The organism is Acetobacter sp. JWB (genome assembly GCF_003323795.1).
Lineage (GTDB): Bacteria > Pseudomonadota > Alphaproteobacteria > Acetobacterales > Acetobacteraceae > Acetobacter > Acetobacter oryzifermentans.
Window position 1 is genome coordinate 842,869 of the sequence record NZ_CP030871.1, and the last position, 25,120, is coordinate 867,988.

Annotated in this window: 21 protein-coding genes and 1 pseudogene; 13 read left to right on the plus strand and 9 right to left on the minus strand. The window is 56.5% G+C overall.

Annotated features, from left to right (window positions below):
- Window positions 1-136 precede the first annotated feature (136 nt).
- Window positions 137-1,426 carry an adenosylhomocysteinase gene (ahcY, locus tag DS739_RS04045; protein WP_006116224.1) on the minus strand — a complete coding sequence of 430 codons (1,290 nt, stop codon included), beginning with the start codon at window positions 1,424-1,426 and terminating at the stop codon, window positions 137-139.
- Window positions 1,427-1,607: 181 nt separating this feature from the next.
- On the opposite strand from ahcY, the gene DS739_RS04050 reads away from it, so the two are divergent.
- Together DS739_RS04050 and DS739_RS04055 are read left to right on the plus strand one after the other, a co-directional pair.
- Window positions 1,608-2,318, plus strand: a complete 711-nt coding sequence (locus tag DS739_RS04050; protein WP_006116223.1) for a 1-acyl-sn-glycerol-3-phosphate acyltransferase — start codon at window positions 1,608-1,610, stop codon at window positions 2,316-2,318.
- A gap of 339 nt (window positions 2,319-2,657) precedes the next feature.
- The gene (locus DS739_RS04055; protein WP_006116222.1) at window positions 2,658-3,740 is read left to right on the plus strand and encodes a DUF2125 domain-containing protein; all 1,083 of its coding nucleotides are present in this window, start codon (window positions 2,658-2,660) and stop codon (window positions 3,738-3,740) included.
- A gap of 5 nt (window positions 3,741-3,745) precedes the next feature.
- Here DS739_RS04055 and gloB read toward each other — a convergent pair whose 3' ends face one another.
- Complete coding sequence (gloB, locus tag DS739_RS04060) at window positions 3,746-4,471, minus strand: hydroxyacylglutathione hydrolase (protein WP_035354014.1); 726 nt, start codon at window positions 4,469-4,471, stop codon at window positions 3,746-3,748.
- Window positions 4,472-4,553: 82 nt separating this feature from the next.
- Here gloB and DS739_RS04065 point away from each other — a divergent pair, with 82 nt between their 5' ends.
- Genes DS739_RS04065 through DS739_RS04095 form a run of 7 tightly spaced genes read left to right on the plus strand, consistent with a single transcriptional unit; the run spans window position 4,554 to window position 11,846 of the window.
- Window positions 4,554-5,327 carry a methyltransferase domain-containing protein gene (locus DS739_RS04065; RefSeq protein WP_006116220.1) on the plus strand — a complete coding sequence of 258 codons (774 nt, stop codon included), beginning with the start codon at window positions 4,554-4,556 and terminating at the stop codon, window positions 5,325-5,327.
- A gap of 24 nt (window positions 5,328-5,351) precedes the next feature.
- Entirely contained in the window at window positions 5,352-7,085 is a 1,734-nt protein-coding gene (locus DS739_RS04070; protein ID WP_006116219.1) for a hypothetical protein, read from the plus strand.
- Window positions 7,082-8,098, plus strand: a complete 1,017-nt coding sequence (locus tag DS739_RS04075; protein WP_006116218.1) for a hypothetical protein — start codon at window positions 7,082-7,084, stop codon at window positions 8,096-8,098. Before DS739_RS04070 ends, DS739_RS04075 begins: the two co-directional genes overlap by 4 nt.
- Entirely contained in the window at window positions 8,095-8,685 is a 591-nt protein-coding gene (locus DS739_RS04080; RefSeq protein ID WP_006116217.1) for a hypothetical protein, read from the plus strand. The genes DS739_RS04075 and DS739_RS04080 overlap by 4 nt, the downstream gene beginning before the upstream one ends.
- Window positions 8,682-9,815, plus strand: coding sequence for a hypothetical protein (locus DS739_RS04085; RefSeq protein ID WP_006116216.1), 1,134 nt, complete (start codon window positions 8,682-8,684; stop codon window positions 9,813-9,815). Before DS739_RS04080 ends, DS739_RS04085 begins: the two co-directional genes overlap by 4 nt.
- 1 nt (window position 9,816) lies before the next feature.
- Complete coding sequence (locus DS739_RS04090; protein ID WP_006116215.1) at window positions 9,817-11,313, plus strand: NADH-quinone oxidoreductase subunit D; 1,497 nt, start codon at window positions 9,817-9,819, stop codon at window positions 11,311-11,313.
- A 35-nt stretch (window positions 11,314-11,348) separates the two neighbouring features.
- Window positions 11,349-11,846 carry an NADH-quinone oxidoreductase subunit B gene (locus DS739_RS04095; RefSeq protein ID WP_006116214.1) on the plus strand — a complete coding sequence of 166 codons (498 nt, stop codon included), beginning with the start codon at window positions 11,349-11,351 and terminating at the stop codon, window positions 11,844-11,846.
- Here the strand turns inward: DS739_RS04095 and DS739_RS04100 are convergent.
- From DS739_RS04100 to aroB, 6 genes are all read right to left on the minus strand, one after another.
- On the minus strand, window positions 11,835-12,740 hold the full coding sequence (locus DS739_RS04100; RefSeq protein ID WP_006116213.1) for a phosphatidylcholine/phosphatidylserine synthase: 906 nt from the start codon (window positions 12,738-12,740) through the stop codon (window positions 11,835-11,837). The two genes, DS739_RS04095 and DS739_RS04100, sit on opposite strands and share 12 nt — an antisense overlap.
- Window positions 12,741-12,752: 12 nt before the next feature.
- The gene (locus tag DS739_RS04105; protein WP_006116211.1) at window positions 12,753-13,442 is read right to left on the minus strand and encodes a phosphatidylserine decarboxylase; all 690 of its coding nucleotides are present in this window, start codon (window positions 13,440-13,442) and stop codon (window positions 12,753-12,755) included.
- An 82-nt stretch (window positions 13,443-13,524) separates the two neighbouring features.
- Entirely contained in the window at window positions 13,525-16,170 is a 2,646-nt protein-coding gene (alaS, locus tag DS739_RS04110; RefSeq protein ID WP_039891714.1) for an alanine--tRNA ligase, read from the minus strand.
- Between the two features lie 172 nt (window positions 16,171-16,342).
- Window positions 16,343-16,846, minus strand: coding sequence for a GtrA family protein (locus tag DS739_RS04115; RefSeq protein WP_006116209.1), 504 nt, complete (start codon window positions 16,844-16,846; stop codon window positions 16,343-16,345).
- 98 nt (window positions 16,847-16,944) lie between these two features.
- A complete protein-coding gene (locus tag DS739_RS04120) occupies window positions 16,945-18,075 on the minus strand; it encodes an OmpA family protein (RefSeq protein ID WP_006116208.1) in 1,131 nt (376 codons plus the stop codon).
- Between the two features lie 344 nt (window positions 18,076-18,419).
- Window positions 18,420-20,153 carry a 3-dehydroquinate synthase gene (gene aroB / locus DS739_RS04125; protein WP_081461443.1) on the minus strand — a complete coding sequence of 578 codons (1,734 nt, stop codon included), beginning with the start codon at window positions 20,151-20,153 and terminating at the stop codon, window positions 18,420-18,422.
- Window positions 20,154-20,215: 62 nt separating this feature from the next.
- Between aroB and DS739_RS04130 the strand changes: the two genes are divergently transcribed.
- The 3 genes from DS739_RS04130 (at window position 20,216) to DS739_RS04140 (ending at window position 22,509) form a co-directional block, all read left to right on the plus strand.
- Complete coding sequence (locus tag DS739_RS04130) at window positions 20,216-20,554, plus strand: hypothetical protein (protein ID WP_035354008.1); 339 nt, start codon at window positions 20,216-20,218, stop codon at window positions 20,552-20,554.
- A gap of 3 nt (window positions 20,555-20,557) precedes the next feature.
- Window positions 20,558-21,478, plus strand: a complete 921-nt coding sequence (locus DS739_RS04135; RefSeq protein WP_006116205.1) for a site-specific tyrosine recombinase XerD — start codon at window positions 20,558-20,560, stop codon at window positions 21,476-21,478.
- A 74-nt stretch (window positions 21,479-21,552) separates the two neighbouring features.
- The gene (locus tag DS739_RS04140) at window positions 21,553-22,509 is read left to right on the plus strand and encodes an acetyl-CoA carboxylase carboxyltransferase subunit alpha (protein WP_006116204.1); all 957 of its coding nucleotides are present in this window, start codon (window positions 21,553-21,555) and stop codon (window positions 22,507-22,509) included.
- Window positions 22,510-22,564: 55 nt separating this feature from the next.
- Here DS739_RS04140 and DS739_RS04145 read toward each other — a convergent pair.
- Window positions 22,565-23,319: pseudogene (locus tag DS739_RS04145) on the minus strand (competence/damage-inducible protein A).
- Window positions 23,320-23,477: 158 nt separating this feature from the next.
- Between DS739_RS04145 and DS739_RS04150 the strand changes: the two are divergent.
- Entirely contained in the window at window positions 23,478-25,103 is a 1,626-nt protein-coding gene (locus tag DS739_RS04150; protein WP_006116201.1) for a lysine--tRNA ligase, read from the plus strand.
- Window positions 25,104-25,120: the final 17 nt, after the last annotated feature.

The window sequence follows — 25,120 nt, forward strand, 5'->3', positions numbered from 1 at the left end:
TGAATATTAAGTTTTTTTACAAGAGATGGCCAGAAAAAGGCAGCCTGTCCCGTAAAGGCAAAGCAGGCAGAACATAAAAAAGGGGTATGGGCCAACTGGCGGCCTATACCCCTTTTGTGTCTCTGATTTGAAAAAATCAGTAGCGGTAGTCTTGGTGCTTGAACGGGCCGTTTACATGCACGCCAATATATTCGGCCTGCTCTTTGTTCAGCTTGCTCAGATGTGCGCCAACCTTGGCCAGATGCAGGGCCGCAACCTTTTCATCCAGCTTTTTAGGCAGGGTGTACACTTTGGCTTCGTATTTACCTTCCGGCGCTGTCCACAGTTCAATCTGGGCCAGTGTCTGGTTGGTGAAGGAAGCAGACATCACAAAGGAAGGGTGGCCTGTGGCATTGCCAAGGTTCACCAAACGGCCTTCGGACAGAACAATCAGGCGCTTGCCATCGGGGAACACAACTTCGTCCACCTGCGGCTTGATGTTGTCCCACGTAAAGTTACGCAGCGCGTTAATCTGAATTTCAGAATCAAAGTGGCCGATGTTGCACACAATGGCGCGGTTTTTCATGGCGCGCATGTGGTCAAGCGTAATAACGTCCACATTGCCGGTGGCGGTTACAAAGATATCACCACGGGGGGCACCTTCTTCCATCGTCACCACTTCGTAGCCTTCCATGGCGGCCTGAAGGGCACAGATGGGGTCTACTTCCGTAACCAGAACGCGGCAGCCTGCATTGCGCAGGGAGGCAGCAGAACCTTTACCCACATCACCATAACCGGCAACAACGGCAACCTTGCCAGCCATCATGACATCTGTGCCACGGCGGATTGCGTCCACCAGGCTTTCACGGCAGCCATACAGGTTATCGAATTTGGATTTGGTAACGCTGTCGTTCACGTTAATGGCCGGAACCTTCAGCGTGCCTTTTTTCTGCATTTCCCACAGGCGGTGCACACCTGTTGTGGTTTCTTCAGAAAGGCCTTTCACGTTGGCCAGCAGTTCGGGGTATTTGTCGTGCATCAGCACGGTCAGATCACCGCCGTCATCCAGAATCATGTTCGGGGTCCAGCCATCGGGGCCCTTCACTGTCTGTTCAATGCACCACCAGAATTCTTCTTCCGACAGGCCTTTCCATGCAAATACGGGAACGCCCGCAGCAGCAATGGCAGCCGCAGCATGATCCTGCGTAGAGAAGATGTTGCAAGATGACCAACGCACCGTGGCGCCAAGGGCCACCAGTGTTTCAATCAGCACGGCGGTCTGGATGGTCATGTGCAGGCAGCCAGCAATGCGTGCGCCTTTCAGCGGCTTGCTTTGGCCGTATTCCTCGCGCAGGGCCATCAGGCCGGGCATTTCGCCTTCGGCAATGGAAATTTCCTTGCGGCCCCACTCAGCGAGAGAGAGATCCTTAACCTTGTAATCGCTCATATTATCCTGTCTTCCTGTGCAGATTGGGCTTTTCTATACAGCGTGGGGCAAGTGGATGCCAGCCGAAACAGGCATGGCAGATGCAGCACCTGTATGCTTGCCGCTTGCATATGGGCTTTTTTTCTGGTGTCCAGATGCAACATGTCATGAATGATCTTTGAGGCTGCGCTGGGTTTTTTGAATGTCTGTGCTTCGTTCCGTTCTGTTTAACGTTCTGGCTTTTCTGCTTACGCTGCTTATGGGGGTGGGGGCTTTTCCCATTCGCTGGTTTGCGCATAGGCTGGCGCTGCCTTATGCAAAATTGTGGTCTCGGCTGGTTTTGGCGCTGTTTCGCAGTATTTGCGGTGTAAAGGTGGAAATCACGGGGCTGGAGCATCTGCCCACCCATGGCCCGGCACTTATTGCATCCCAACATCAATCCGCTTTTGATACGTTGATATGGATGCTGCTGCTGCCCCGCCCCTGTTATGTGATGAAGGGTGAGCTGCGGCGTATTCCGCTGCTTGGCCCCATGCTGGTTTTAACGGGCATGATGCCTATTGAGCGTGCGGCAGGGGCTAAGGCCATGCGCATGCTGTTGCAGGAAACAGACAAAGCCCTGAAGGCAGACCGGCAGATTATTATTTTTCCTGAGGGCACACGCACGGCGCCGGGTGAGCACGTAGCACTTAAACCGGGCATTGCCGCCATGGCTAACCACGCCAAGCTGCCTGTTATTCCGGTTGCCACCAACTCTGGCCTGTTCTGGGGGCGCAATGCGTTTTTCAAACGCTCTGGCGTTTTGCATATTGCTATTGGCCCAGCCGTAGGCCCCGCCAAGCGCGCAGCCTTGCTGGCGGATATTGAAGCAGGTTGGCGCGAACAGGAAAAAACATTTCAGCCCTTAGCCTGATGGCGGGGGATAAAATCCCCAAAGCATGTGGATAACTTTGTGGAATTTACCTTGCGCATGTGTGCGGTTGCATCAGTAATCGGGGTGGTTTTTCTGTAAATATCTGTAAAATGCAAAATGAATACTTTGTAAATTTTTTGTGAATGACAGGTCTGTCTTATTTTTGTCTTTCATATTCAGGGATTTTTTTGAAAAGATTTTTCCGCGCAAAAAGTGGCATTAGGTTTTCCCCTACAAACTGTTTTGAATATGACAGAATAACGGCGAAGCGCCTTTGTCTGTGGATAAAAGCCGAGACTCTGTAGAAAACCGCCATGAATGTTCATAAAAAGGGTGTGAATGAAAAAAGCGCTTCTTAGTTTTGCTGTAGGGGCTGGCGGCTGCTTTCTGGTTTTAAGTGGCTATTGGTGGGCAAGCGCGCAGTATCTGCAAAAGCAGGCAGACACCATGCCCTTAGGGTGCCAGACGCATTACACATCCCGCGTGGTAAATGGGTGGCCGTGGTATGCGCAATTGGATACGCAAAATATGCGTATGGTCTGCACGCCATTATTGGCGGCGCGGTCCTCTGCTTTTCAGATCATTTACGCTGCCACCCGTGTTACAGCGAATACAGCTTTCTGGCGTCCTTTTTTCGTACACGTGCGGCTGGTTAGTCCGATGGTAATGGAAACGCTCCATAATGCGCAGGAAGGGGAGGAAACTCCCGTTGTGCTGCGGATGGAGGGAGACCCTATAGAACTGGATCTTCCGTTAAGCAGAAGGGTGGCGGGCCATGCCGTTTTTCAAACACCTTTCTTGCATGTGCTGTTCCCTGCCGGTGCCAGCCATATGGGTGATATGGTGCTGCAAAATGTGCGGGGCAAAGCCTTTTGGAATATGCAGGCCACGCAGGAACAAAGCACCGCCTCCATTTTTGTTAAGGCCCAGCGTTGGGGCATAACGGGTTGGCAAACGGTGCTGGAGGATGTGCAGGCTGCTGTTGCCATACCGGGGCCAACAACAAATGTGCGCGAAAGTATTTTTCCATCCAATGGTGCTGCCGCATGGCCAGATGTATTGGTGCAACGCTTTACAGCCCGCTGGCGTGATCTGAACCTGAAAATGACAGGGCAGGTGCGCGGCGGAGAGCTTTTACACCCCACGGGAGATTTTTGGCTGAGCGTTGCAAACTGGCAGCCCTTTTTAGAGAACTTGCGGCGTGAAGGCACACTTTCTGCGCAGGAAGCCACAGGCATGGCCACTATGCTGGCGCGTGTTACGCGGGAACAACCCGGTAACCTGCAAATGCCGTTAATGTTGCGTAACGGCACCATGCAGTTGGGAACGCTGCCGGTTTCTGCCCTGCAACCTGTTTTTCAGGCAGCACGCCATGCAGCGCAAGAAACCGGAGCACAAGTAGGGCGTGCGCGCGCAAACTGAAGGGTTTAAAACGTATCTTTTTCGCGGCGGAGTTGAGCAAAGGTTTGCACGTTTTTTGCGCGTAAAAAAGGGTTGGTGGCGCGTTCCATCTCCAATGTGGAGGGTACGGTGGGTTTGTTTTCGGCCCGCAGGCGGCGCACCTCCGCTACACGTTCCTTTAACGCGGCATTCTGTGGTTCTGCATGTAAGGCAAAGGCGCTGTTGCCCTGCGTATATTCGTGCCCGCAATAAACACGCGTTGCATCGGGCAGGGCATCCAGCTTGTGCAGGCTCTCAAACATCTGTGCAGCGGTGCCTTCAAATAGTCGGCCACACCCAAGGCTGAACAGCGTATCCCCACAAAACAGGGAAGGTGGGTTGGGGAAGTAAAAGCAAATATGGCCCAGCGTATGGCCCGGCACAGCAATAACAGTGCTGGTACAGGCCCCTACGGCAAGGCTGTCTTGATCGTGCAAAGCAATATCCAGCGGCGGCATGCGCTGTTGCTCGGCCGCGGGGCCAGCTACGCGGGCATGATAGCGCTGGCGAAGTGCTTCCGCGCCGCCGGTGTGATCATGATGGTGATGCGTGAGCAAGATCAGATCCAGCCGCCCACCTTCTTTTTCAATAAAGTTCACAATGGGCGCGGCTTCTCCGGGGTCTATCACTGCGGTTGTGCCTGTTTCCGTATCACGCAAAAACCACGCGTAATTGTCGGACAGAACAGGAATGGCCTGAACATCAAGAGGCATGGGGAAAGCTCCTGCTGTGGAAATTTGAAAATAGGGAAGGCAAATCATGACGGGGTCACAAACCGTATGATAGACATGCAGAATGCTCGATGTCATGCCGCCGGAAAGCAGTTTTTACACAACAGCAAGAGGCCAGTGCTTTCTGGCTCTGGTTGGTGAACGTCTGCACTGGTTCTGGCCAGATCTGGGGCAGCAGCACGCTGTGCTGGGGCTAGGGCATACGGCTGCGTATCTGGAAAAGTTGGAGAATGGCAGAGCCACACCAGCCTGTTTGGTTGCTGCCAATGCGCCGCTATGGGGCGCGACATCCACGCCCAGTTTAAGCTGTGTGGTGGATCTGCACAGCCTGCCGTTTCAGCCCAAGCAGTTTGACCGGGTATTAATGGTGCATGCGCTGGATGATCGCCAACACTCCGTATCTGTTCTGCGGGCTGCCGGGCAGGTGATGAAGCCCGATGGCAGGCTACTGTTAATTGTGCCCAGCCGTTTTGGTGGCCGGGCGCGGTTGCGGGGCACGCCATTCCGGCACGATGCGGCTTTTTCCCGCCGATGTCTCAAGCAAACGCTTGCATCTGCCATGCTTAAACCAGAACAATGGGATGAAGCTCTTTTTCTACCCACGGGCGCTATGCGTTGGATGCGCCATAACGGACGAAAAATGGATATTGCAGGCAAGATGCTCTGCCCCGGTGCGGGTAGCCTGATATTGGTGGAAGCGGTGCGGGATGAGTATTCTGCCCTTTCCCTGCCAGTAAAGGCGCGGCAGCGTTGGCTTGCCCGTTCCCTGTTGCCGGTAAGGGGCACAGCAAAGGCCATACAGGACAGAAAATACGTTTCACGCATTTCGCGGCGTTGAATAGATTGTCATTAACCGGCTGTCATGGTGTTATCCGCCGGATTTCATAGCAGGTTGGGGCCGGGTTCCATTTTCACCTCCTTTGTTCTTTGCAGTTTGCTGGCGATATTTGCTGCGCTGGGCGTTTTTGCAGTGCTGCCAGACAGGCTTCTGCGTGGTGCTGCGGTGTGGCGGGCAGAAATTATGGGTGGCCTGTGGGCGCTCTGTGGCGTGTTGGCCATTGTGGGAGCTGCGTGCAAGCTGGAGGGCGAACTTAGCTGGTTTCCGGTTTTTGGGCTGGATGGCCCAGCCTTGCCCATGCTTGTTTTGCTGGCGTTTGCCGGGGGCGTAGCCGGTAGTGGCGCTGCGGCGTTGGCCTGCGTGTTTGTGGGTATGGGCTTTCTGGCTCTTTCTCCGCTGGTATTTGGGTTGCTTACGGGCACGGCACTGGTGCTTTTAGCGGCAGGCGGGTGGCGCAGTGTGTGTCTGCCATTTGCTGTGTTGCCCGCTTGTATTCCTGCAGATAGCCCTTTTTGTGTGCCGCTTTTGTGCCTGACTGTGCTGCTGATGGGCTGGGCGGTTTCTGTGCAAAAAGGGCCTACAGCTGTGCTGCCCGGTATGGTGGGGCTGTTTTTGTTGGGCCGCCTTTTGGCCGAAGTGGGTGAGCTTTCTGTGCTGCCACAGGTTATGCTGGTGGCCAGCGGATGTTTGGTGGCGGCAACAGGCACTTTGCAAGCCATGCGCGATAAAGGTCTGGCGCGTATTGCATCTGGGCTATGTGCGGCATGGTATGGCATATTGGTGGTGGCTGTTGCGCTGGCTTTGGTTTCCAGTTTTGGCGGTATGGAAACATTCCGTATGGCCATTATTCTGGGTATGGGCGCCCCCATGCTGGCCCTTATTGGCCTGTTATGGCTGGCGCAATGGCAGCAGGCAGAACCAAAGCGCCGCATTGCCTCCCTTTCTGGCCATGTGCTGGTTGCTGGCTTGTTAATGCTGTTTTCCATTATGCCGCCTTTTGGCGGGTTTGCCGTTTTATGGAGCCTGCTTGTTGGCGCGTATGATGCCATTGCCGTGGCGCAACCCGTTGGCGCGCTTACCATAATGCTGCTGCTTGCACTGCTGGGCAGCATTATGGTGCTTATGGGGGCCGGGTTGCTGCGCGCAGGTGCGGCCCTGCTGTTTCCTTCCACTGTTTTTCAGCCAAATCAGGCCCCCGTGGCGGCCGAGTTTGTGTGGCCGAGCTGGATATGTGCTGGGGCCGCCATGTTGCTTGTGCTGTTACCGGGGCTATGGCTTTCGCTGGCGGATCATTTGGTGGTGGGGCCTGTTGTGCCGCCGCTGAAGTGGAGCCGCATTGCTACAATCTGGCTGGAAGGCGGCGGGGCCAGTTTTACCCCTGTTTTTACATTTTTGGCGTTGGGTGCGGCCTTGGCGGCGGCTGCCATGCTGGTAAGGTTGCTGGGTTTTCTGCCCTTTGAGCGTGTTATCAAGCCGGTGCCAGTATGGCGCCAAGGCGCACCCATCATACAGCCCGCAGAAGGGCGCACAGTTTCTTACGAGGGCGCGGCGCCTTTATGGCCTGCCTGCATGGCGCTTTTTGGGTTGGCGGCTGAAACCCGAAAGGACAAACGGCTGGCCCGCCGTAGCCGTGTTGCCCTGCGTTACGGCAGGCGTTGGTTGTTCCGGGGTGCCGAATGGTGTGAAACACAGGGCTTGGTGTTGATTCTGCTGCTTTTGGGTGGCGGCCTGCTGGTGGGGCTGTTTGTAGGAAAATGAAGCAGGATTTAACATGGGGCTGGGCATTTTGCTGTGTTGCTGCTCTGGCCATTCAGGCAGCCCTTATGGTGCTTGTAGCGCCATGGTTTGCGGGGTGGGTGCATCGTCTTGCTGGCCGATTGGTGGGTGAACCGCGCTTTCCTGCAGGGGGGAGGTGGCAGGAAATCTGGCATCAGTTCCGCCGTCCGTCCTTATATGGACGGCAAGATGGGCTGAACGGCGTTTTTTGTGCCTTGGCGTTGGTGCTGGCAGTGTTGGCTTGCGGGTTGGTGCCGGTATTTACACTTACAATGCCGGGCTTTCCCGCACCGGGCATGCTGCTTGTATGCACCATTCTGGTGGCCGTAGGTGTTTTGCTGGACTTGCCGCAGGCTGTGCAGGAGGCCTCTGCCGCACAACAAGGATGCGCGGCCATTGTGGCGGATGCGTTGCTCTTGCCGGTGTTAACGCCCGTACTGTTGCTAACCGGGGCGCATGATCTGGTTGCGTTTTTGGGCAGGCTGCATGTGCTTTCTCCTATTACAGAAGGCGCACCTTACGTGCTGGCTGGTGTGGCGTTGTTTTTGGCAACAGCCTTGGCACGGCGGGATGAGCAAACAGCTTCTGCCACACTTTCCGGCCCGGATAGAGCCATGTGGCTTTTAGCAGCAGATTGCATGCAGATGTGCTGGGTTACGTTGGCGGCAGATGTGGCTTGGGCAGGCAGCTTGGCCATGCCGGGAGAAAGCGGGGCCGAAAACTGGCTGACCCAATGTGTAGAAGGCTTGGGCCTATGGATGTTCAAGCTGCTTGTGGCGTCTTTCATGCTGGCGGTGCTGCGTATGGCTCTGCTGCCTGCAGGGCGTAGGGCGCGTGTGCGGTTGGGTGCTATTTTTCTGCTGGGCGTTCTGGCATGGCAGGTCACTTCTTCTCACGTTGCAGCCCCTCCATCTGAGCCTGAAAACCACAACGTTGAGGATGAAAACACCCAAGGCTATTCAACAGAGCCAGCGCCGGAAGGAGAACCTTCATGACACTGGCCGCCATTCTCATGCCCTTGCTGGCGCTATGCGTTGTGGCGCGGGGTATCGGTTTTTTGCCTTTGCTGGGGCTGGTTGCCGCTGCTGCTATGCTGGTGGACGGGCATACCCCTTTACAGCAGGCAGGGGCGGCGATGGCCGCAGTTTTTGCCATAGGGCCAGTGCTGTTTTTACTGCGCTATCAGCATGATGCCGCGCGGGAACGCACAGGCAGCGCCATACCGTTTTTTGCACTTGGTCTGATGGTGTTGTTGCTTCTGGCCTGCACGCGCGCAGGTGTTGCGGTGTTTCCTGCCAGTTTATGTGTGGTTGTGGCTGGCCTGGTTTCGGTTATCTGCCAGCATAGCATGGTATGGCAATGGGCCGGGTTGCTTACGTGTGTTGAAGGTGTGCTGCTGTGTGGCGTGCAGGCGCATCAACCTTCTGTGGTGGGTGTGGCCGGTTTGGCTGGTGCTGTTGTGGCCATGCTTGGGGGGATGTGCATCCACCGTATTATGCCGCGCGTGGTGCCATTGCGCCCACCTTCTGCCCGTAAAAAAACCTCCCCCGACTCTCCAGAAAAGAACGGAGATGCAGCATGACAGGCACAGCAGGGGCAGGCATGTTTCTGGCGGCACTGGCATTTGTGTGGCCCTTTTTGGGGGCGGCCGCAGTATGTGCGGTGCCTGTGGCGCGTAGCCGTGAACTGGCAATATGGATGTCTGCCATAGGCTGTGTGCTGGCGTTGGCAGTTTTTGTTTTTCCGGCATCGGGCGCTGTGGCCGCTGGGTGGGATGATGACCCCGTGCAGCGTGCCGGGCGTGTCATGCTGGCTTTTGGCCTGCTGCTGATGGTGCTTGAAAACGGCATCTTGCATGACAGGCTGGTACGTAGCCTGCCGCATGTTTCCACCGCTTTGGCGGGGTTGGCCTGTGTTGCGCCAGACCCCGCTGTGGGGTTGGGTATTTTAGAAGCTGCTTTGGCATGGGGGGGATTTGTTTTTACCCGCCCAGCCGGGCAGGCCAGAATGGGGTGGGGGCTTATCCGTAATGGCTCGGTTGGCACGTTTTTGGTGCTTTCCGGCTTGCTGCTTCCAGCCAATACCGTTGTTTCTGGCCTGATGATGGCTTGCGGATTGGTGGTGTTAACCGGCCTTTCTCCCTTTGGGCAATTTTGGCAGGATGAAAACGATACTTTCCTGTTTTTGCCATTTGCCGGGGCGGCCCTGTTGCTGGCCATGCGCCTGCGCACACATGGGGGAGAGGCGTTTGAAACCGCCCTTGTGCTGTGTGGTCTGCTTTCTGTGTGGCTTACGGCCTGTGCCGGGCGCTTTCCCGATAGGCAAAGGTTGTTCCGCACCTTTCCATCTGCATTGGCGTTGATAGCGGTTGGTATTCAGGCCGATGTGGCAGCATTGCTGTTTTTATGCGGTTGGTGCCTTGCCGGTGGCGGGCGTGCAGGCCGTGGTTGGGCTGTTAATACCTTGGCCTGTTTTCCGCCCGGCGCGCCATTTGTGGGCTGCTTGCTCCTGCTTTCCATGATGAGTGATTGGTCATGGCCGCTGGCGTTACTGACAGTTGCGGGTATTTTGGCGGCAGTTACGCGTGCTGTGCCTGCGCGGGACATTACGCATCATTTCTGGCCGCAGGATGCCGCCGGGCGTGTAGCCTGTTCCGTGCTGACAGCCACGGGGCTGCTGGTGCCACTGGCTATGATGCTGGGAGCTTTCTGAAATGAACGCGGCTTCTCATATCTGGGCGGGGGAGGAAACAGAAACCCCGTGGCGCTTTCGGCTGCAAGAAATGGCATGGCGCGATCTGGTAGATGCGCTCAAGCATGATGATCTGCCGTTTGTAGGCCTGTGGTGTGATGGCACAGATGTACATGCGCTGTTTTTACCGGATGGCCAACCGCTGGCAGCCACATTGGCGTTGGAAGATGGGCGATACCCCGCACTTTCTCCCGCAAGAGATATTTCCTGCCTGTATGAACGCCGCATTTACGATCTGTACGGCGCAGAGGGTATGTGGGCTACGGATGTCAGGCCTTTGTTGGATCATGATGTGTGGTCTTCTTCCATGCCTTTGGCGGAGCATCCGGGGGCTGGCGGAGGGCAGAAGGGGCTTATCCACTTTCAGCCTGCGGACCATATGCACCAAGAGGGTGATATGGCGGATGGCTGGGGGCCTGCCACAGGCGGCATGGAACCACCTTTGCATGTGGCGTTGGCCCTACAGGAAGGGCGTATTCGCGCAACGGAAACAGTTACCGGTTACGCACATCGGGGCATGGAACTGCGCTGGCGTAACAGCCGGGTAGAAGATGCGTGTAAACTCAGCGCACGTGTGGCGGCTGGGCAATCTGTTGCGCAGCAGGTGGCGTTCTGTTTGGCTGTGGAAGATGCCTGCAAGGAACAGGTTGGCCCGGAAATTCGGCTGTTGCGTGTTGCATTGCTGGAACTGGAACGTATTTACCACCATCTTTTTCTACTGGCGGATATGGCACGTCTGGCAGGGGCACGATTGGTAGCCTCTGGCTGCATGGCGCTACGAGAGCGGATGATACAGGAGGCCGCCCCTATTACCGGCTCACGCCTGTTGATGGATGTATGTGTGCCGGGTGGCCTTTCCCTGCGCCATGCCACGCAAATGGGCGATATGTGCGCCCGCCTGTGCGAGGTGGCCGCGCGTGATTACCCAGCCTTGCTGGCTTTGTGGCAAGAATATCCGGGTCTTTCCATGCAACTGGCGGGCATGGGTAAGGTTACGGCGGATTTGCTGGAGCGTGTGGGGCTGGATGGCCCCACAGCACGTGCCGCCGGGTGGGATTGTGATGGCCGCCGTATGATGCCGGGGTACGAAGGTATATGGCGCTTCACCTCTGGTAGGCAGGATGGCACGGTAGAAGACCGCGCCATGCTTTTATTGGAAGAGGTGGGGGAAAGCCTGCGTATGCTGGATGAAGTGGCCTCCCGCATTGGGCTAACGGCTGGTGGCAGCGTGCAGCTTTCCATGCAGGATGGTGAAGGCACAGGCATGGTGGAAGGCCCGTGGGGCGGTATTCTGTACTGGGTGCGCCTGCGTGATGGCCGGGTAGAACAGGTTTTTACCCGCACCCCATCTTCCGCCGCTTTGTTGACGTTTGAGGCGATATTGCCGGGGCATCAGCCAGATGATGTTGCCTTGCTTGCACGGTCATTGGATATCAACGCAGCAGCGCTGGATAGGTAAACAGTGCACGTGGGCGGAATGAAAGGCAAAAACACATGGGGCTGATACGGGCAGTATTTGATGCAGCCTTTAAGCAGGATATCCGGCGCATGAAGCCCGTAGGCCCGCGCTGGCCGTTGCTTTTGTTCCATGTGGATACAGGTGGTTGTGGCGGCTGTGGGATGGAGCTACAGGCCCTGCGTTATGCGCCATATGATATGGAAGGCGCGGGCTTTGGTTTTGTAACATCGCCTCGCAATGCTGATGTGCTGCTCATAACCGGCGCGCTTACGCGTGCCATGGCTCCGGTGCTGGAAGCCGCATGGCAGGCCATGCCTACCCCTAAAGGGCTGATTGCCGTAGGAAGCTGCGCCTTGGATGGCGGTATGTTTCCCGAAAATTATACGGTATTGGGTGGGTTGGAGCGCCGGGTTTCCATAGATCTGAAAATACCCGGCTGCCCGCCTGCGCCTCAGGATGTTCTAAACGGCCTGTGTTCCCTGTTTGGCAAACAGGCCGTTCCTCCAAAGGAACCTGAAACTTCAGCTGTGTGAAGGTGCTGGGGTTTCTTCCATATCGTCTTCATCGGTTTGCAGGTCTTCTGCTGCTTTTTTAAGCCGCAGAAAGCTTAGGCGGCTGAGGGGCAATAGGAACATATAAATCACGCCCGCAGCGGCCAGAGCAGCCCACGGATCCGCCACCAGCACCACAGCATAAAGCCCGGTACCCAGCATAAGCGGCAGAACATACTGAGCTGGCACCTTGAAGTTCTTGAATGACCAGACCGGCAAAGTGGAAACCAGCAGCAACCCTGTGCTTGCCAAGGTAAGTGTAGGAATCCACGGCAGACGCGTGAGCCGGTACAGCCAGTCTATGCCAAGCTTTTGTGCTTCCAGCCCCAAAAAGAGCGGGAAAAGAGCCAACCCGGCACCTGCGGGTGCAGGCACGCCAGTAAAGAAGTTGCTGGCATATTTGGGCTGATGATGTTCGCCATCCAGATTGGCGTTAAACCGCGCCAACCGGAGCGCCATGCACACGGTAAACATAATGCACGGCAGAAAAGCGTAACGCCCTCCATCCTTCAGCGCCCAGAAATACAGTAAGAAGGAAGGAGCCACCCCAAAGCATAAAAAGTCGGAAAGGCTGTCAAACTCTGCGCCAAAACGGGTGGAACCGCGTAGCAGGCGGGCAATACGGCCATCCAGCCCATCAATAAAAGCGGAAATCAGCAAGGCCACGGCAGCGGCCTGAAAACGCCCATCCACAGCAAAACGCATGCCCATAAGGCCACCACAAAGCCCCAACATGGTGAGTATATTGGGGATAAGCCGGTTAAAGGATGGCCCGCGTATTTTACTGCGTACCCGCCGCCGTAAACGGCGACGACGGCGCGGTGTTTCGGAAGTCTGCTGCGCAGGAGCAGAAGGAGATGAGGAAGGTTGTGTCACGATTGCTCTGTTTTACAACCGCGCCATGACGGTTTCACCGCCTACCATCGTCTGCCCGACAGAAACCAGAGGTTCCACACCCGGTGGCAGATACAGATCTGTGCGCGAACCAAAGCGGATAATACCAAAGCGTTCGCCAGCTTCCACTTTGTCTCCTTCCTTTACGGAGCACACAATGCGGCGTGCCACCAACCCGGCAATCTGCACCACAGCCATCATGCGGCCATCAGGCAGGGTAAGGCTTAGGGCGTTGCGTTCATTCTGTTCAGAAGCTTTGTCCAGGCTGGCGTTCAGAAACAAGCCTGGGTGGTAGGCAACACGTGTAACTGTGCCAGCGGCAGGCATGCGGTTAACATGCACATCCAACACGGAAAGAAAGGTGGCAATGCGCCATACTGGTGCTGTACCCATATCCAGTTCTGCCGGTGGGGCCACTTTTTCGATGGAAACAATGTGCCCATCAGCCGGGGCTACAGCTACATCGTTACGGGCAGGGGTAACCCGCTCTGGATCACGAAAGAAATACAGGCAGAAGCCAAAAAAGCCTGTGCTGGCATGGCCCACGCGGCGCAATACGGGGCAGCGCAGTTTACAGCCAGCCCAATAGGCCAAAGCAGCCGTGGCACCAGATGCCAAAAGGAAGGGGCGCGCTTCCCGGTGCGGGCGCGCAATAACAAGTTTAAGCGAAGCAAGTAGCGACATGGAGTAATCCTTACGCGAAAGCCAACATGAAGGAAAGAAAACGGGAAGGCGCCTAGGAGTTCCTTCCCGTTTGGCCGATGTTTCAGGCCATGGTCTTCAGGGCTTCACGCACAGCGGCAAATGCAGCATCAGCAGCCTGTGCATCCGGGCCACCAGCCTGCGCCATATCGCGCCGCCCGCCGCCACCTTTGCCACCCATGGCAGCACTGGCAGTACGTACAAGGGCTACGGCATCCACTTTTTCCACCATTTCCGGGCCAACGGCGGCAACAACGCTGCCTTTGCCATCTGCGGTGGAAATCAGCACCACCACATCGGCATTGCCCTGCTTGAGAATGGTTTCTGCCAGCCCTTTGAGTTCACGCGGGGGCGTTTCACCCACATTGCGGGTAGCCAGACGTGCCGCGCCAATTTTATCTACACCCGCAGCGGCCACGTTGCCTGTTGCCAACTGGCGCTGCAAATGGGCAATCTGTTTTTCCATCTGGCGGCGTTCTTCAAGCACTGCGGCCAAACGCTCTGGCGCATCGGCCACAGAAACCTTCATCATGGTGGCCATCTGTGTCAGGCGCTGTTCGTTGGAAACAGTAAGATCCTGCGCAGCTTTGCCTGCAACGGCTTCAATACGCCGCACACCGGCGGAAACGCCGCTTTCCGAAACAATACGGAACTGCCCGATATCCCCCGTGCGGTTGACGTGCGTGCCGCCGCACAGCTCCATAGACCACGGGGCCTTGTTGTCTGCACCAGCACCCATGGAAACCACGCGCACTTCATCACCGTATTTTTCACCAAACAGGGCGGTGGCCCCTTCGGCAATGGCTTCATCCGGTGTCATGGAGCGTGTGACAACCTGCGAGTTCTCGCGGATACGGTTGTTCACTTCTGCCTCAATGGCGGCCAGTTCCTCATCCGTAATCGGGCGGGGTTGGCTTACATCAAAGCGGAGGCGTTCAGCCGTGTTCAGGCTGCCTTTCTGCGCCACATGCGCACCTAAATGGCGGCGGAGGGCTTCGTGCAGCAGGTGGGTGGCGGAGTGATGCGCGCGAATGGCGCTGCGGCGGTCATGATCCACCGTAGCGGTTACAGCCATGCCGGGGCGCAGCGTGCCTTCTGTTACCGTGCCGTAATGCACGATCAGATCCCCTGCTTTTTTCTGCGTATCCGTAATGGCAACTTTAACACCAGAGGCTGTTAGAAAGCCTGTATCCCCCGCCTGACCACCGCTTTCACCATAGAAAGGGGTTTGGTTCAGCAGCACGGCCACTTCAGATCCAACCGGGGCTTCTTTCAGGAACGCATTGCCAGCAATAACGGCCTGAACTTCACCATCCGCCTGTTCTGTGCTGTAGCCCAGAAATTCGGAAGCCCCGAACTTGTCTCGTGCTTCAAACCAGATGGTTTCTACGGCTGTATCGCCAGAGCCTGTCCAAGCTGCGCGGGCGCGCTGGCGCTGCACAGACATGGCATCTTCAAACCCTTTAACGTCCACATCATGGCCAGAACCGCGCAGGGCGTCCTGCGTAAGATCTAGCGGGAAGCCGAACGTATCATACAAACGGAAGGCTACATCACCCGGCAGGGGCGCACCACTGGCCAGATGAGATTTTTCTTCTTCCAGCAAGTGCAGGCCACGATCCAGCATGGCTTTAAAGCGTTCTTCTTCACCACGCATGGTTTCACGGATAAGGGCTTCACCATGCACCAGTTCAGGATACGCGCCACCCATCTGCTGAATAAGGGCAGGAAGGAGCTTGTAGAAAGTGGGTTCTGTGGTGCCCATCATGTGCAGGTGGCGCATGGCGCGGCGCATGATGCGGCGCAGCACATAGCCTCGGCCATCCTTGGAAGGCAGCACGCCATCAGCAATCAGGAAGGCCGTGGAGCGCAGATGATCGGCCACCACGCGGTGGCTGGCTTTGAACGGGCCATCAGCAGCCTGATGTGTGAGATCCGCCGAAGCCTGAATAAGGGCTACAAACGTATCTGTATCGTAGTTATCGCGCTTGCCCTGCATGATAGCGGCAAAGCGTTCCAGCCCCAGCCCTGTATCAATAGAGGGACGCGGCAGAGGAGAACGTGTGCCCGGTGGGTCTTCGAAATACTGCATGAACACGAGGTTCCAGATTTCGACAAACCGATCCCCATCTTCATCGGGGGAGCCGGGCGGGCCACCGGGAACATCTGGGCCGTGATCGAAAAAGATTTCGGAGCAAGGGCCGCAGGGGCCGGTATCCCCCATACGCCAGAAGTTATCTGATGTGGGAATGCGGATAATGCGGCTGTCATCCAGCCCGGCAATGGAGCGCCACAGGCCTGCGGCATCTTCATCTTCTGCAAAAACGGTGACCAAAAGCTTGTCTTTGGGCAGGTTGAAGCCCTTGGTTACCAAATTCCATGCAAATTCAATCGCTTCGGGTTTGAAGTAATCACCGAAGGAGAAATTGCCCATCATTTCAAAAAACGTGTGGTGCCGTGCTGTATAGCCCACATTGTCCAGATCGTTATGCTTACCGCCGGCGCGCACAACCTTTTGCGCAGTGGTTGCGCGAGAGTAGGGGCGGGTTTCCTGGCCGGTAAACACGTTCTTGAACTGCACCATGCCCGCGTTGGTAAACAGCAGGGTGGGGTCGTTCTTGGGAACCAGAGACGATGAAGGTACAATCTGGTGACCGTTGCTGGCAAAATACTCCAGAAAAGCGGTGCGAATTTCGTTTGTTGTCAGCATGGCGTGAGGCAGACGATCCTGAAACTGGTTGGGCACGTGATGCTTCCACACTTGCGGAAAGGGGCCTCACGGCCAGATGAAAACGGCAAGGTTCTCTTAACCTGTGTTCCAGATGTAGCGCACACTGCGCTGATCTGAAAGAGGGCAGAGAATGGCCCGTGATATGGCTAAATTACGTATCAGAGGTTTGATGCGAAGTTGGCGGTGAAATTTCCACCGACATTTCCGCCAGTTCCAGCGCAGAAGCTGGCGGTTTTTCCCGAAAGACCACTTTCTGGCTCATGCTGAAATTGGCCAGCATGCCTGCCCCGGCTCCTGCGGCCAGCGCAATAATGGGGTGCTGCATGCAAAACGGGAAAATATAGAAAAGCAGGTAAACCGTGCCGCGGTTTAGAAAAAAACCAAGGCTGTTGGCACTCAGGAATCTGAGCCACTGAAGCACAGGATGTTCATGGTGGCCTGCGCCTTTGAATGTCCAGATTCGGTTAAAAATCCAGTTAAGCGTGGCGGCTACAAAATACGCCACCAATGTTGCAGCCGTAAGCCCGATAAGAGGGCGCAATGCGTAAACGGTGCCAGAATCCCACAAAAAACCAAGGCTGCCCACCATGCCAAACTTTATCAGGCGGATAAGCTTGGTTGTGGCGGCGGAAGCAGAAGGGGGCGCAGTGTTCATGGCATAAAGCTTTAAACTGGAATGCAGAAAAAGCAGACATAAAAAAAGAGGTGCCCGAAGGCACCCCTTTCTTTTTTCCGAAACCGGAAGCAGGCCGATTAGTGGAGGATGATTTCCACGCGACGGTTCTGCGGTTCGCGAGTGTTCGGGCCGGTCGGAACCAGCGGGTGAGCTTCACCGTAACCGTGCACGTCAATGGCGGAAGCCGGAACGCCGTCACGGATCAGTTCTGCCTTCACGCTGTCAGCACGACGCAGGGAAAGACCCAGGTTGTACTTTTCACCGCGCGGGCCGGGGTGAGCAGCGGAGTTATCGGTGTAACCGTTAACTTCGATGCGGGTTGTCTGCACGTGGGTGGAAGCCTGAGCAGCTTCTGCCACGATCTGGCGAGCGCGAGCGGTCAGGACAGACTTATCCCAATCGAAGAACACCAGGTAGGAACGAGCTGGCAGCGGAGCCGGAGCAGCAACAACCGGAGCCGGCGGCGGCGGCGGCGGAGCCGTATCGAACGCATAACGCAGGCCCAGAATGAACTGGTGGTTGAAGCGGTGATCGAAGTTCACGTTACCGCCGGTGCCTTTGGAACCGGAGTAGTGGAACGCACCGTCAGAGAAGGAGCCCGGCTGACCGATCATGCGGTATTCCGTGGTCACCTGGAAGCCCGGGATGCCTGTGTCGTAAGCGGCACCGACGATACCCTGGTAAGCGAAGCCACCGTTTGTGCCACCGATGCGGGTATGACCAGCGCCGTGAGCATAGTTGGTGTCAATCGGGTTGTAGTGCTGCCACAGGTAACCGGCACCAACACCAACAAACGGCGTGACAGGTGCATCAATACCGAACTGCTTCAGGTCGATATCATACAGCACGTTCACGAAACCGCCGTAGGACTGGTCGGAACCACGGGTATGGCCAGGAAGGGATGTGCCCGGACGGTGGTCAATGTTGGAGTAGTTGTAAACGCCTTCAACTTCAGCGCGCAGGCCGTTGCCGAAGCCCCAGCCAAACGCACCAAAACCGGTGAAGCCGGTGTTGTGGCGCAGCTGAGAGGAGGTTCCACCCGGAGGGGCGCCAGCAGCGTTTGCACCGTTCAGGTGAGCGTGCTGATTCTGAACCAGGTTATAACCACCGGCCACGTTTACATACGGGCCTGTAATCGTGGTGGCAGATGCGGCCGCCGGAGCCGCTGCCATCAGTGTCGTTGCAAGTAACGCCGTGCGGAGACGCATTTTTTGGTCCTCAATATTTCATCTGTTCGACTAACCCACCAACCATTTCAGCGGGCAGGTCCAGCTAGATGCCTAAAGCCGTATAAAACGATCAGTTCCAAAATAGAAACCCGAAGCTTCATACTCTTAGTGATTACAAGCCATAACCGTGTTGTATTTGCAACAGTTCATTTCGTGGGACGAATATGTTTCTGGCGCAAAAGTATTTCCACGGTTTCTGGCTCTTTCCATAACATGTTGCAAAAGCATGTATCTCGCCCTCATTCTCGTCTGATTAAGGCGGAATTGCGGCAAGGTGACACATTTACAACCCGATGCTTAACAGCGGCTGTGCGTAGCCGCTTTTAAGCCACGCTACCATCTGCTTCCAACACCTCTTTTACGGCTGTTGCGGGTACATCCCGCGTGGTGAATGCCTGACCGATTCCGTGTGCCAGCACGAAGGAAAGGCGCCCATCCTGCATCTTCTTATCGCGCTGCATATGGGCCATGAGATCCTGCGTGCGGAAGGTGTGGGGCAGATCCCGGATGTGTGCGGGCATACCCAAGGCTTCCAGATGGCGATTCACGCGTTCCATATCCGCGCGGGGGCACAGGCCTAAACGGACGGAAAGCGCAAAAGCCAGATTCAGGCCGATGGAAACAGCCTCTCCATGTAAAAGGCGGCCATCATAACCCAGTTCGGCTTCTAGTGCATGGCCAAATGTGTGGCCCAGATTGAGTAGGGCGCGGCCATTGCTTTTTTGTTGCTCGCGCTCATCGGCCGCCACAACGCGGGCTTTAAAGGCGCAAGCCTGCTGTACGGCCATTGCCAGTGCTTCGGGGTCTTGGTCCAGCACGGCGGCGCCGTTTTCTTCGCACCATGCAAACAGTGCTTCATCCCCAATGAGTCCGGACTTCACAATTTCGGCATAACCGGCCACCAGCTCACGGCGCGGCAAGGTTGCAAGGGTAGAAACATCTGCCAGCACGCAAAGTGGTTGATGAAACGCCCCCAACAGATTCTTGCCCCAACGGGTGTTGATGCCCGTTTTGCCCCCAACCGAAGAATCGACTTGAGAGAGCAGCGTGGTGGGAATTTGCACAAAAGGCAGACCCCGCAGCGTGGTAGCCGCCACGAATCCGGCCAGATCCCCCACCACGCCGCCACCCAGCGCAATAATGCTGGTGCGGCGTTCTATGCCGTGCTCCAGAATGTTGTTTGTCAGCTTTTGATACATTTCCAGACACTTGGTCTGTTCCCCCGGCGGCACGCGCAGGCTGCGGGAGGTAATGCCGGTTTCCGCCAAGGCGGTTTCCAACTGATGCAGGTAGCGCGGTGCCACGTTTTCATCTGTAATAATGACAACGTTTTTCTGCGGCAGCACCGGGGCCAGCAAGGCACCCGCGCGGCTGATCAGATTCGTGCCGATCACCACATCATAGGATGTATGCGCCAAGGTAACAGGTAACCTTAACGGACGGCGCGAAAGGGCAAGGGCTTCCATAACGCGCGTGGTTGTGTGCTCCACGTTGTTGTCTCCACAATCAACAATAATATCTGCCTCGGCGTAAACCGGATGGCGGATGGCCATAAGGTTTTCCAGCACGTCACGCGGGGATGTCGTGTTTAAAAGCGGGCGATGCGTGCGCCCGCTAACACGGCGCACCAGCACGGGCAGGGGGCAACGCAGCCAGATGGAAACTGCACGCTCACGCACCAAGGCGCGGGTGGTGGAATCCATAAACGCGCCGCCGCCAGTGGCCAGTACCATGGGGGGGCCTTCCAGCAACCTGCGAATCACCCGCCGTTCTCCATCACGAAAAGCGGCTTCACCGTACAGGCGAAAAACATCTGCAATAGAGCAGCCCGCCGCGCGTTCTATTTCTACATCGGCATCAACAAATGGCAGCCCCAGCCGCGTGGCGAGGGGGCGGCCAATGGTGGTTTTTCCTGCCCCCATAAGGCCGACAAGCACAATGCTGCGGCCAAAGGGGATGATGCCAGAACCGTGGCTACGGCTGACCCGTTCCAGATCAAGCGGAATGGGCGGCGGGTCCGTTGTTTCGGAGTGGGGAGAAGAGATACGTGATGACATGGAACACAGCTTAACATACAGCAGACAGAACACACCTATATCAGTTAAGGGAGCCAAGCTGCATGAACCGCACGGTTCTGATTGTTGCCGCCGCCGTGTTTGCGGTTGTTCTGGGCGGTTTTGCCGCGCTGGGCCTAAGCGCACACCCACCAGTCCCCCAGCCAGTGCATCGTGATCTGCCGCTGGCCGCCCCGGCCACATCTGCCGCGGCTACCAGCGTGGCGGTGCCTGCCGCACCTCCGGCCCCGGTGGTTTCCGCTGTTGTGCCAGCAGCGCCTGCCCAGCCCACCATCACGCCTGCTGCGCCTGCTGCCCCGCCTGCGGCTGTTGCGCCGCCACCGCCTGTGGCCCCTCCGTCACCGGTTGCCGCTCCGGCCCCGGCAGCACCTGCACATCCGTAAGCCATGATAAGTGGGGGCGTTGATCTTTTTCTGGAGATGCTGGCTGCCGAGCGCGCAGCCGCCCCCAACACGCTGGCTGCGTATGAAGCAGACCTAACCTCCTGCGCTGAAAGTCTGGCGCGGGAGGGGCAAACCCTGCAAACGGCTACAACCGAGGGGTTGCAGAACTGGATGGCTGCATTGGTAGGCAGCGGGCAGGCGCGGCGCACGGTTGCGCGGCGTTTGTCCTGCATCCGGCAATTTTATCTGTTTTTGCTGCGTGAAGGCATGCGGGCCGATAACCCGGCGGCGCATCTGGATAGCCCCAAACCCCGCACGCCTTTGCCGCGTTTTTTATCCGAATCGGAAGTGCTTGCACTGCTGAATGCCTGCGCTGAACCAGATGGGGCATCTTTGCCTAAAAAACGACGCGGTATTTTGGCCAAGGCAGCGCTGGAGCTGCTGTATGCCTCTGGCTTGCGTATTTCTGAATTATTGGCCTTGCCACGCAAAGCTATAGCTGGTGACCAGCGGATGATTATGGTGCGCGGCAAAGGTGGGCGGGAACGCCTTGTGCCGCTTTCAGATAGCGCGCGGGAAGCCGCACAAGCGCTGCTGGAAGTGGATGCGCATTTGGAAAGCGCCTTTCTTTTCCCCGGTCGTGACCCTGCAAAACCCATGACACGGCAGGCGTTCGACCGGATTCTGCACACAGTGGCCATACGGGCAGAAATTGATCCGGCACGTCTTTCTCCCCACGTGCTGCGCCATTCCTTTGCAACGCATTTGCTGGCGCATGGGGCGGATTTGCGGGCTTTGCAGATGTTGCTGGGGCATGCAGACATCGCCACCACCCAGATTTATACGCACGTGCAGACAGAACGCCTGCAAAAAGCTGTGCAGGCGCATCACCCATTGGCGGCGGATTCTGCCCACACCAAGTGAAAAATCGACATTCAGATATGTTTGGTTGCATGAAGTGACTTGGTTTTACACGTCATTGTGCTATCGGCTTCTGCATGCGTCAGTTCCTGGATTTCGAAAAGCCCGTCGCCGAACTTGAAAACAAGATCGACGAATTGCGGCAAATGACTGACCCTGAAGGGGTCAACATAGAAGAAGAAACGGCCCGTCTTTCTGAAAAGGCGGAAAAGCACCTGCGTGCCATCTATGCCAAGCTTACGCCGTGGCAGAAGGTGCAGGTGGCCCGCCATGCGCAACGTCCGCACACGCAGGACTATGTGAATGCGCTGATAACAGACTTTACGCCGCTGGCGGGGGATCGTCTGTTTGCAGATGATAAAGCTGTTATTGGTGGCATGGGCCGTTTTGACGGCACACCGGTTATGGTGATCGGGACTGAACGCGGTTCAGACCTTGAAACCCGGCTTCAGCATAATTTTGGCATGGCGCGGCCAGAAGGCTACCGCAAGGCGCAACGGCTGATGAGAATGGCCGGGCACTTTAACATGCCGATTCTAACATTTATTGATACCGCAGGCGCATGGCCCGGTATTGATGCCGAGCAGCGCGGGCAGGCCGAAGCCATTGCCCGTTCTATTGCCACCTGTTTTGAAGTGCCGGTACCACTTGTTGCCACCGTAATTGGTGAAGGTGGTTCTGGTGGCGCCGTGGCGCTGGGTGCGGGTGACCGGGTAATGATGCTGGAAAACGCCATCTACTCCGTTATCTCGCCCGAAGCTTGTGCGTCCATTTTGTGGCGTGATCCCAAGCAGGCCAGCACGGCAGCAGAAACCCTGCGGCTGACGGCGCAGGATTTGCAGAAGCTGGGGCTGATTGACCGGATTATTCCGGAGCCTGTAGGCGGGGCACAGCGGGAGCCTGCTGTTGCAATCGAATCTGTGCGCACAGCGCTAACAGAAGAACTTAAAACGCTTCTGCCAATTGCACCGGCACGCCTGAAAGAATTGCGGCGTGAAAAGTTTCTGGCAATGGGGCGTGAAGCCCTAAGTTAACACACGCATTTTTCCTCCCCACGAGTGCAAACGCGGCGGGGAGGAAGCTCAGGCGTTAGACAGGCGGCTCTCCTTCTATAGGGGTGCCGCCTTTTGTTTTGATAAGATCATGGATAGCACTGGCGGCTTCTTCCACTTCGGCCCGGTTCTGCCCTTTGGCCACAAGGGCCACACCCCGGCGGCCATCTTCCCGGTGGAAAGGGTAGGAGCCGATATCCAGATCCGGAAAGCGATTCTGAATGGCCTCCAGCCCATCGGCCAACGTGCCTTCAAAAAGTGATGTGGTGTGCCATGTGCGGGAAAAAACAGGCGCGCCTTTTTGCAGGCTAGGGGCAAGGGCATCAAACATGCCGCGCATAATACGCGGCACGCCTGCCATAACATGCACATTGCCAATGCTAAAGCCGGGCGCGAGTGAAACAGGGTTTACAATGGGTATGGCCCCCTGCGGCAGCTTGGCCATACGCTGGCGGGCAGCGTTAAACTCTTCTGGCCCAAAATAGGTTTCCAGCAGTTTGAAGGTGGGGGGTGGAACTCCCACGGCACCCCAAAAGCTTCGGCAACACAGGGGGCTGTGATGTCATCATGCGTGGGGCCAATGCCGCCGGTGGTAAAAACCTCATCATATTTCGCACGCATTTCTGTCACGGTGTTGATGATGGTTTCCCGAATATCCGGAATCACACGGATTTCGCGCAGAGGAATCCCCAGTTCACCTAAGCGGAGGGCCAGAAACTGGATGTTTTCATCTTTTGTGCGGCCGGAAAGGATTTCGTTGCCAATAAGAATAAGGGCGGAGGTGCGGCGCATGGGTTGGGCCTGTCCTTTGCTGAAGCCTTCTTGATTTAGGTGTAAAGCATGAAACGCAGGGCTGTTAACGTCAATGATATGGTAAAATTTGCCCTTATCCTTCCTGTGCTGCGCGTTTTTGGATTGACCGCAGCGTGTCCAGTTCATAGCTTCCCGCCATGTCAGAAAGCCGATCCGCTCCCGTTTCCGATCTTCCACGTGCCTGGCCTTTTGAGGAGGCGCGTAAACTAGCCGATCATGTTGGTGTGCGCAGCACCACCAACGGTGAGGACGATGCACGCCCGGCGCTGCTGGAAACGGGCTATGGCCCTTCCGGCCTGCCGCATATTGGCACGTTTGGTGAGGTAGCCCGCACATCATGGGTGCGGCAGGCCTACACAGCCCTAACAGGCCGCCCTTCGCGCCTGCTGGCTTTTTCCGATGATATGGATGCCTTGCGCAAGGTGCCCGATAACGTGCCCCAGCGTGACATGCTGGAAAAATATATCGGTCAGCCTCTTTCCCGCGTGCCAGATCCGTTCGGCACGCACGAATCGTTTGCCGCGCATAACAATGCCCGCCTGTGCGCGTTTCTGGACAGCTTCGGCTTTGAATACGAGTTTGCGTCTTCCACCCAGTATTACACCTCTGGTCGGTTTGATGCGGCACTCCGCCGCGTGCTGGAAGTGCATGATGACATTCTAAAGGTTATTCTGCCCACTTTGGGGGCAGACCGGCGCGCCACCTATTCCCCCGTTCTGCCGCTTCACCCCCGTACAGGTGAGGTGATGCAAGTGAAGATGGACGCCATAGATGCCGCAGCCGGTATTGTGCGCTGGACAGATCCTTCCAACGGTGAGGTGTTTGAAACACCCGTAACCGGCGGCCATGCCAAAATGCAGTGGAAGGCCGACTGGGCCATGCGTTGGTATGCGCTGGGTGTTGATTATGAAATGTCTGGCAAGGATCTGATAGACAGCGTGCGGCTTTCTGGCCGTATCTGTAAGATTCTGGGCGGCACTCCGCCAGCGGGCTTAACGTATGAGCTGTTTCTGGATGAAAAAGGCCAGAAAATTTCCAAATCCAAGGGTAACGGGCTTTCTGTTGAAGAATGGCTGCGTTACGCCCCGCCAGAAAGCCTTGGGCAGTTCATGTTTAATCAGCCGCAGCGCGCCAAGCGGTTGTATTTTGATGTTATCCCCAAAACGGCGGATGAATATCTTACACACGTTGATAAAGCCAAGGTGTTGCAGGCCGAAAACCCCACGGGGAATGATCTGCGTGCCAACCCGGCATGGTTTATCCATAAGGGCCACATTCCAGAAGATGCAGGCAGCCCGGTGCCGTTTAGCATGCTGCTCAACCTTGCCAGCGTTGCCAATGCAGATACGCCAGAAGTGCTGTGGGGCTTTATCCGCCGGTACGATGCTGCCGTTTCGCCCGAAACACACCCCATGCTGGCATGCTTGGTGAAACATGCTGTAGCGTATTACGCAGATTTTGTGCGCCCGGCCAAAACCTTCCGTGCGCCTACCGAACAGGAACGCGCTGCCCTGACTGATCTGGCAGAATGTCTGCGTGGCTATGAAGGTGAAGCCGCAGATGCTGGCACCTTGCAGAATCTGGTGTTTGAAGTAGGCAAGCGCCACGCGTTTGAACCGCTGCGGAGCTGGTTTACCTGCCTGTATGAAGTGCTGCTGGGGCAAAAGGAAGGGCCGCGCTTTGGTGGCTTTGTTGCGTTGTATGGCGTGGCAGAAACCGTGGCTCTGATAGATACAGCCCTCCTGCGCGAGACGCAGGTTTAAAACGTAGCGCCGCAAGT

Excerpts from the sequence above, each read along its gene's own strand:
- ahcY (WP_006116224.1), bottom strand. The coding sequence starts at position 1,426 with ATGAGCGATTACAAGGTTAAGGATCTCTCTCTCGCTGAGTGGGGCCGC.
- DS739_RS04050 (WP_006116223.1), top strand. The coding sequence starts at position 1,608 with ATGTCTGTGCTTCGTTCCGTTCTGTTTAACGTTCTGGCTTTTCTGCTT.
- DS739_RS04055 (WP_006116222.1), top strand. The coding sequence starts at position 2,658 with ATGAAAAAAGCGCTTCTTAGTTTTGCTGTAGGGGCTGGCGGCTGCTTT.
- gloB (WP_035354014.1), bottom strand. The coding sequence starts at position 4,471 with ATGCCTCTTGATGTTCAGGCCATTCCTGTTCTGTCCGACAATTACGCG.
- DS739_RS04065 (WP_006116220.1), top strand. The coding sequence starts at position 4,554 with ATGCTCGATGTCATGCCGCCGGAAAGCAGTTTTTACACAACAGCAAGA.
- DS739_RS04070 (WP_006116219.1), top strand. The coding sequence starts at position 5,352 with ATGGTGTTATCCGCCGGATTTCATAGCAGGTTGGGGCCGGGTTCCATT.
- DS739_RS04075 (WP_006116218.1), top strand. The coding sequence starts at position 7,082 with ATGAAGCAGGATTTAACATGGGGCTGGGCATTTTGCTGTGTTGCTGCT.
- DS739_RS04080 (WP_006116217.1), top strand. The coding sequence starts at position 8,095 with ATGACACTGGCCGCCATTCTCATGCCCTTGCTGGCGCTATGCGTTGTG.
- DS739_RS04085 (WP_006116216.1), top strand. The coding sequence starts at position 8,682 with ATGACAGGCACAGCAGGGGCAGGCATGTTTCTGGCGGCACTGGCATTT.
- DS739_RS04090 (WP_006116215.1), top strand. The coding sequence starts at position 9,817 with ATGAACGCGGCTTCTCATATCTGGGCGGGGGAGGAAACAGAAACCCCG.
- DS739_RS04095 (WP_006116214.1), top strand. The coding sequence starts at position 11,349 with ATGGGGCTGATACGGGCAGTATTTGATGCAGCCTTTAAGCAGGATATC.
- DS739_RS04105 (WP_006116211.1), bottom strand. The coding sequence starts at position 13,442 with ATGTCGCTACTTGCTTCGCTTAAACTTGTTATTGCGCGCCCGCACCGG.
- alaS (WP_039891714.1), bottom strand. The coding sequence starts at position 16,170 with ATGCTGACAACAAACGAAATTCGCACCGCTTTTCTGGAGTATTTTGCC.
- DS739_RS04115 (WP_006116209.1), bottom strand. The coding sequence starts at position 16,846 with ATGAACACTGCGCCCCCTTCTGCTTCCGCCGCCACAACCAAGCTTATC.
- DS739_RS04120 (WP_006116208.1), bottom strand. The coding sequence starts at position 18,075 with ATGCGTCTCCGCACGGCGTTACTTGCAACGACACTGATGGCAGCGGCT.
- aroB (WP_081461443.1), bottom strand. The coding sequence starts at position 20,153 with ATGTCATCACGTATCTCTTCTCCCCACTCCGAAACAACGGACCCGCCG.
- DS739_RS04130 (WP_035354008.1), top strand. The coding sequence starts at position 20,216 with ATGAACCGCACGGTTCTGATTGTTGCCGCCGCCGTGTTTGCGGTTGTT.
- DS739_RS04135 (WP_006116205.1), top strand. The coding sequence starts at position 20,558 with ATGATAAGTGGGGGCGTTGATCTTTTTCTGGAGATGCTGGCTGCCGAG.
- DS739_RS04140 (WP_006116204.1), top strand. The coding sequence starts at position 21,553 with ATGCGTCAGTTCCTGGATTTCGAAAAGCCCGTCGCCGAACTTGAAAAC.
- DS739_RS04150 (WP_006116201.1), top strand. The coding sequence starts at position 23,478 with ATGTCAGAAAGCCGATCCGCTCCCGTTTCCGATCTTCCACGTGCCTGG.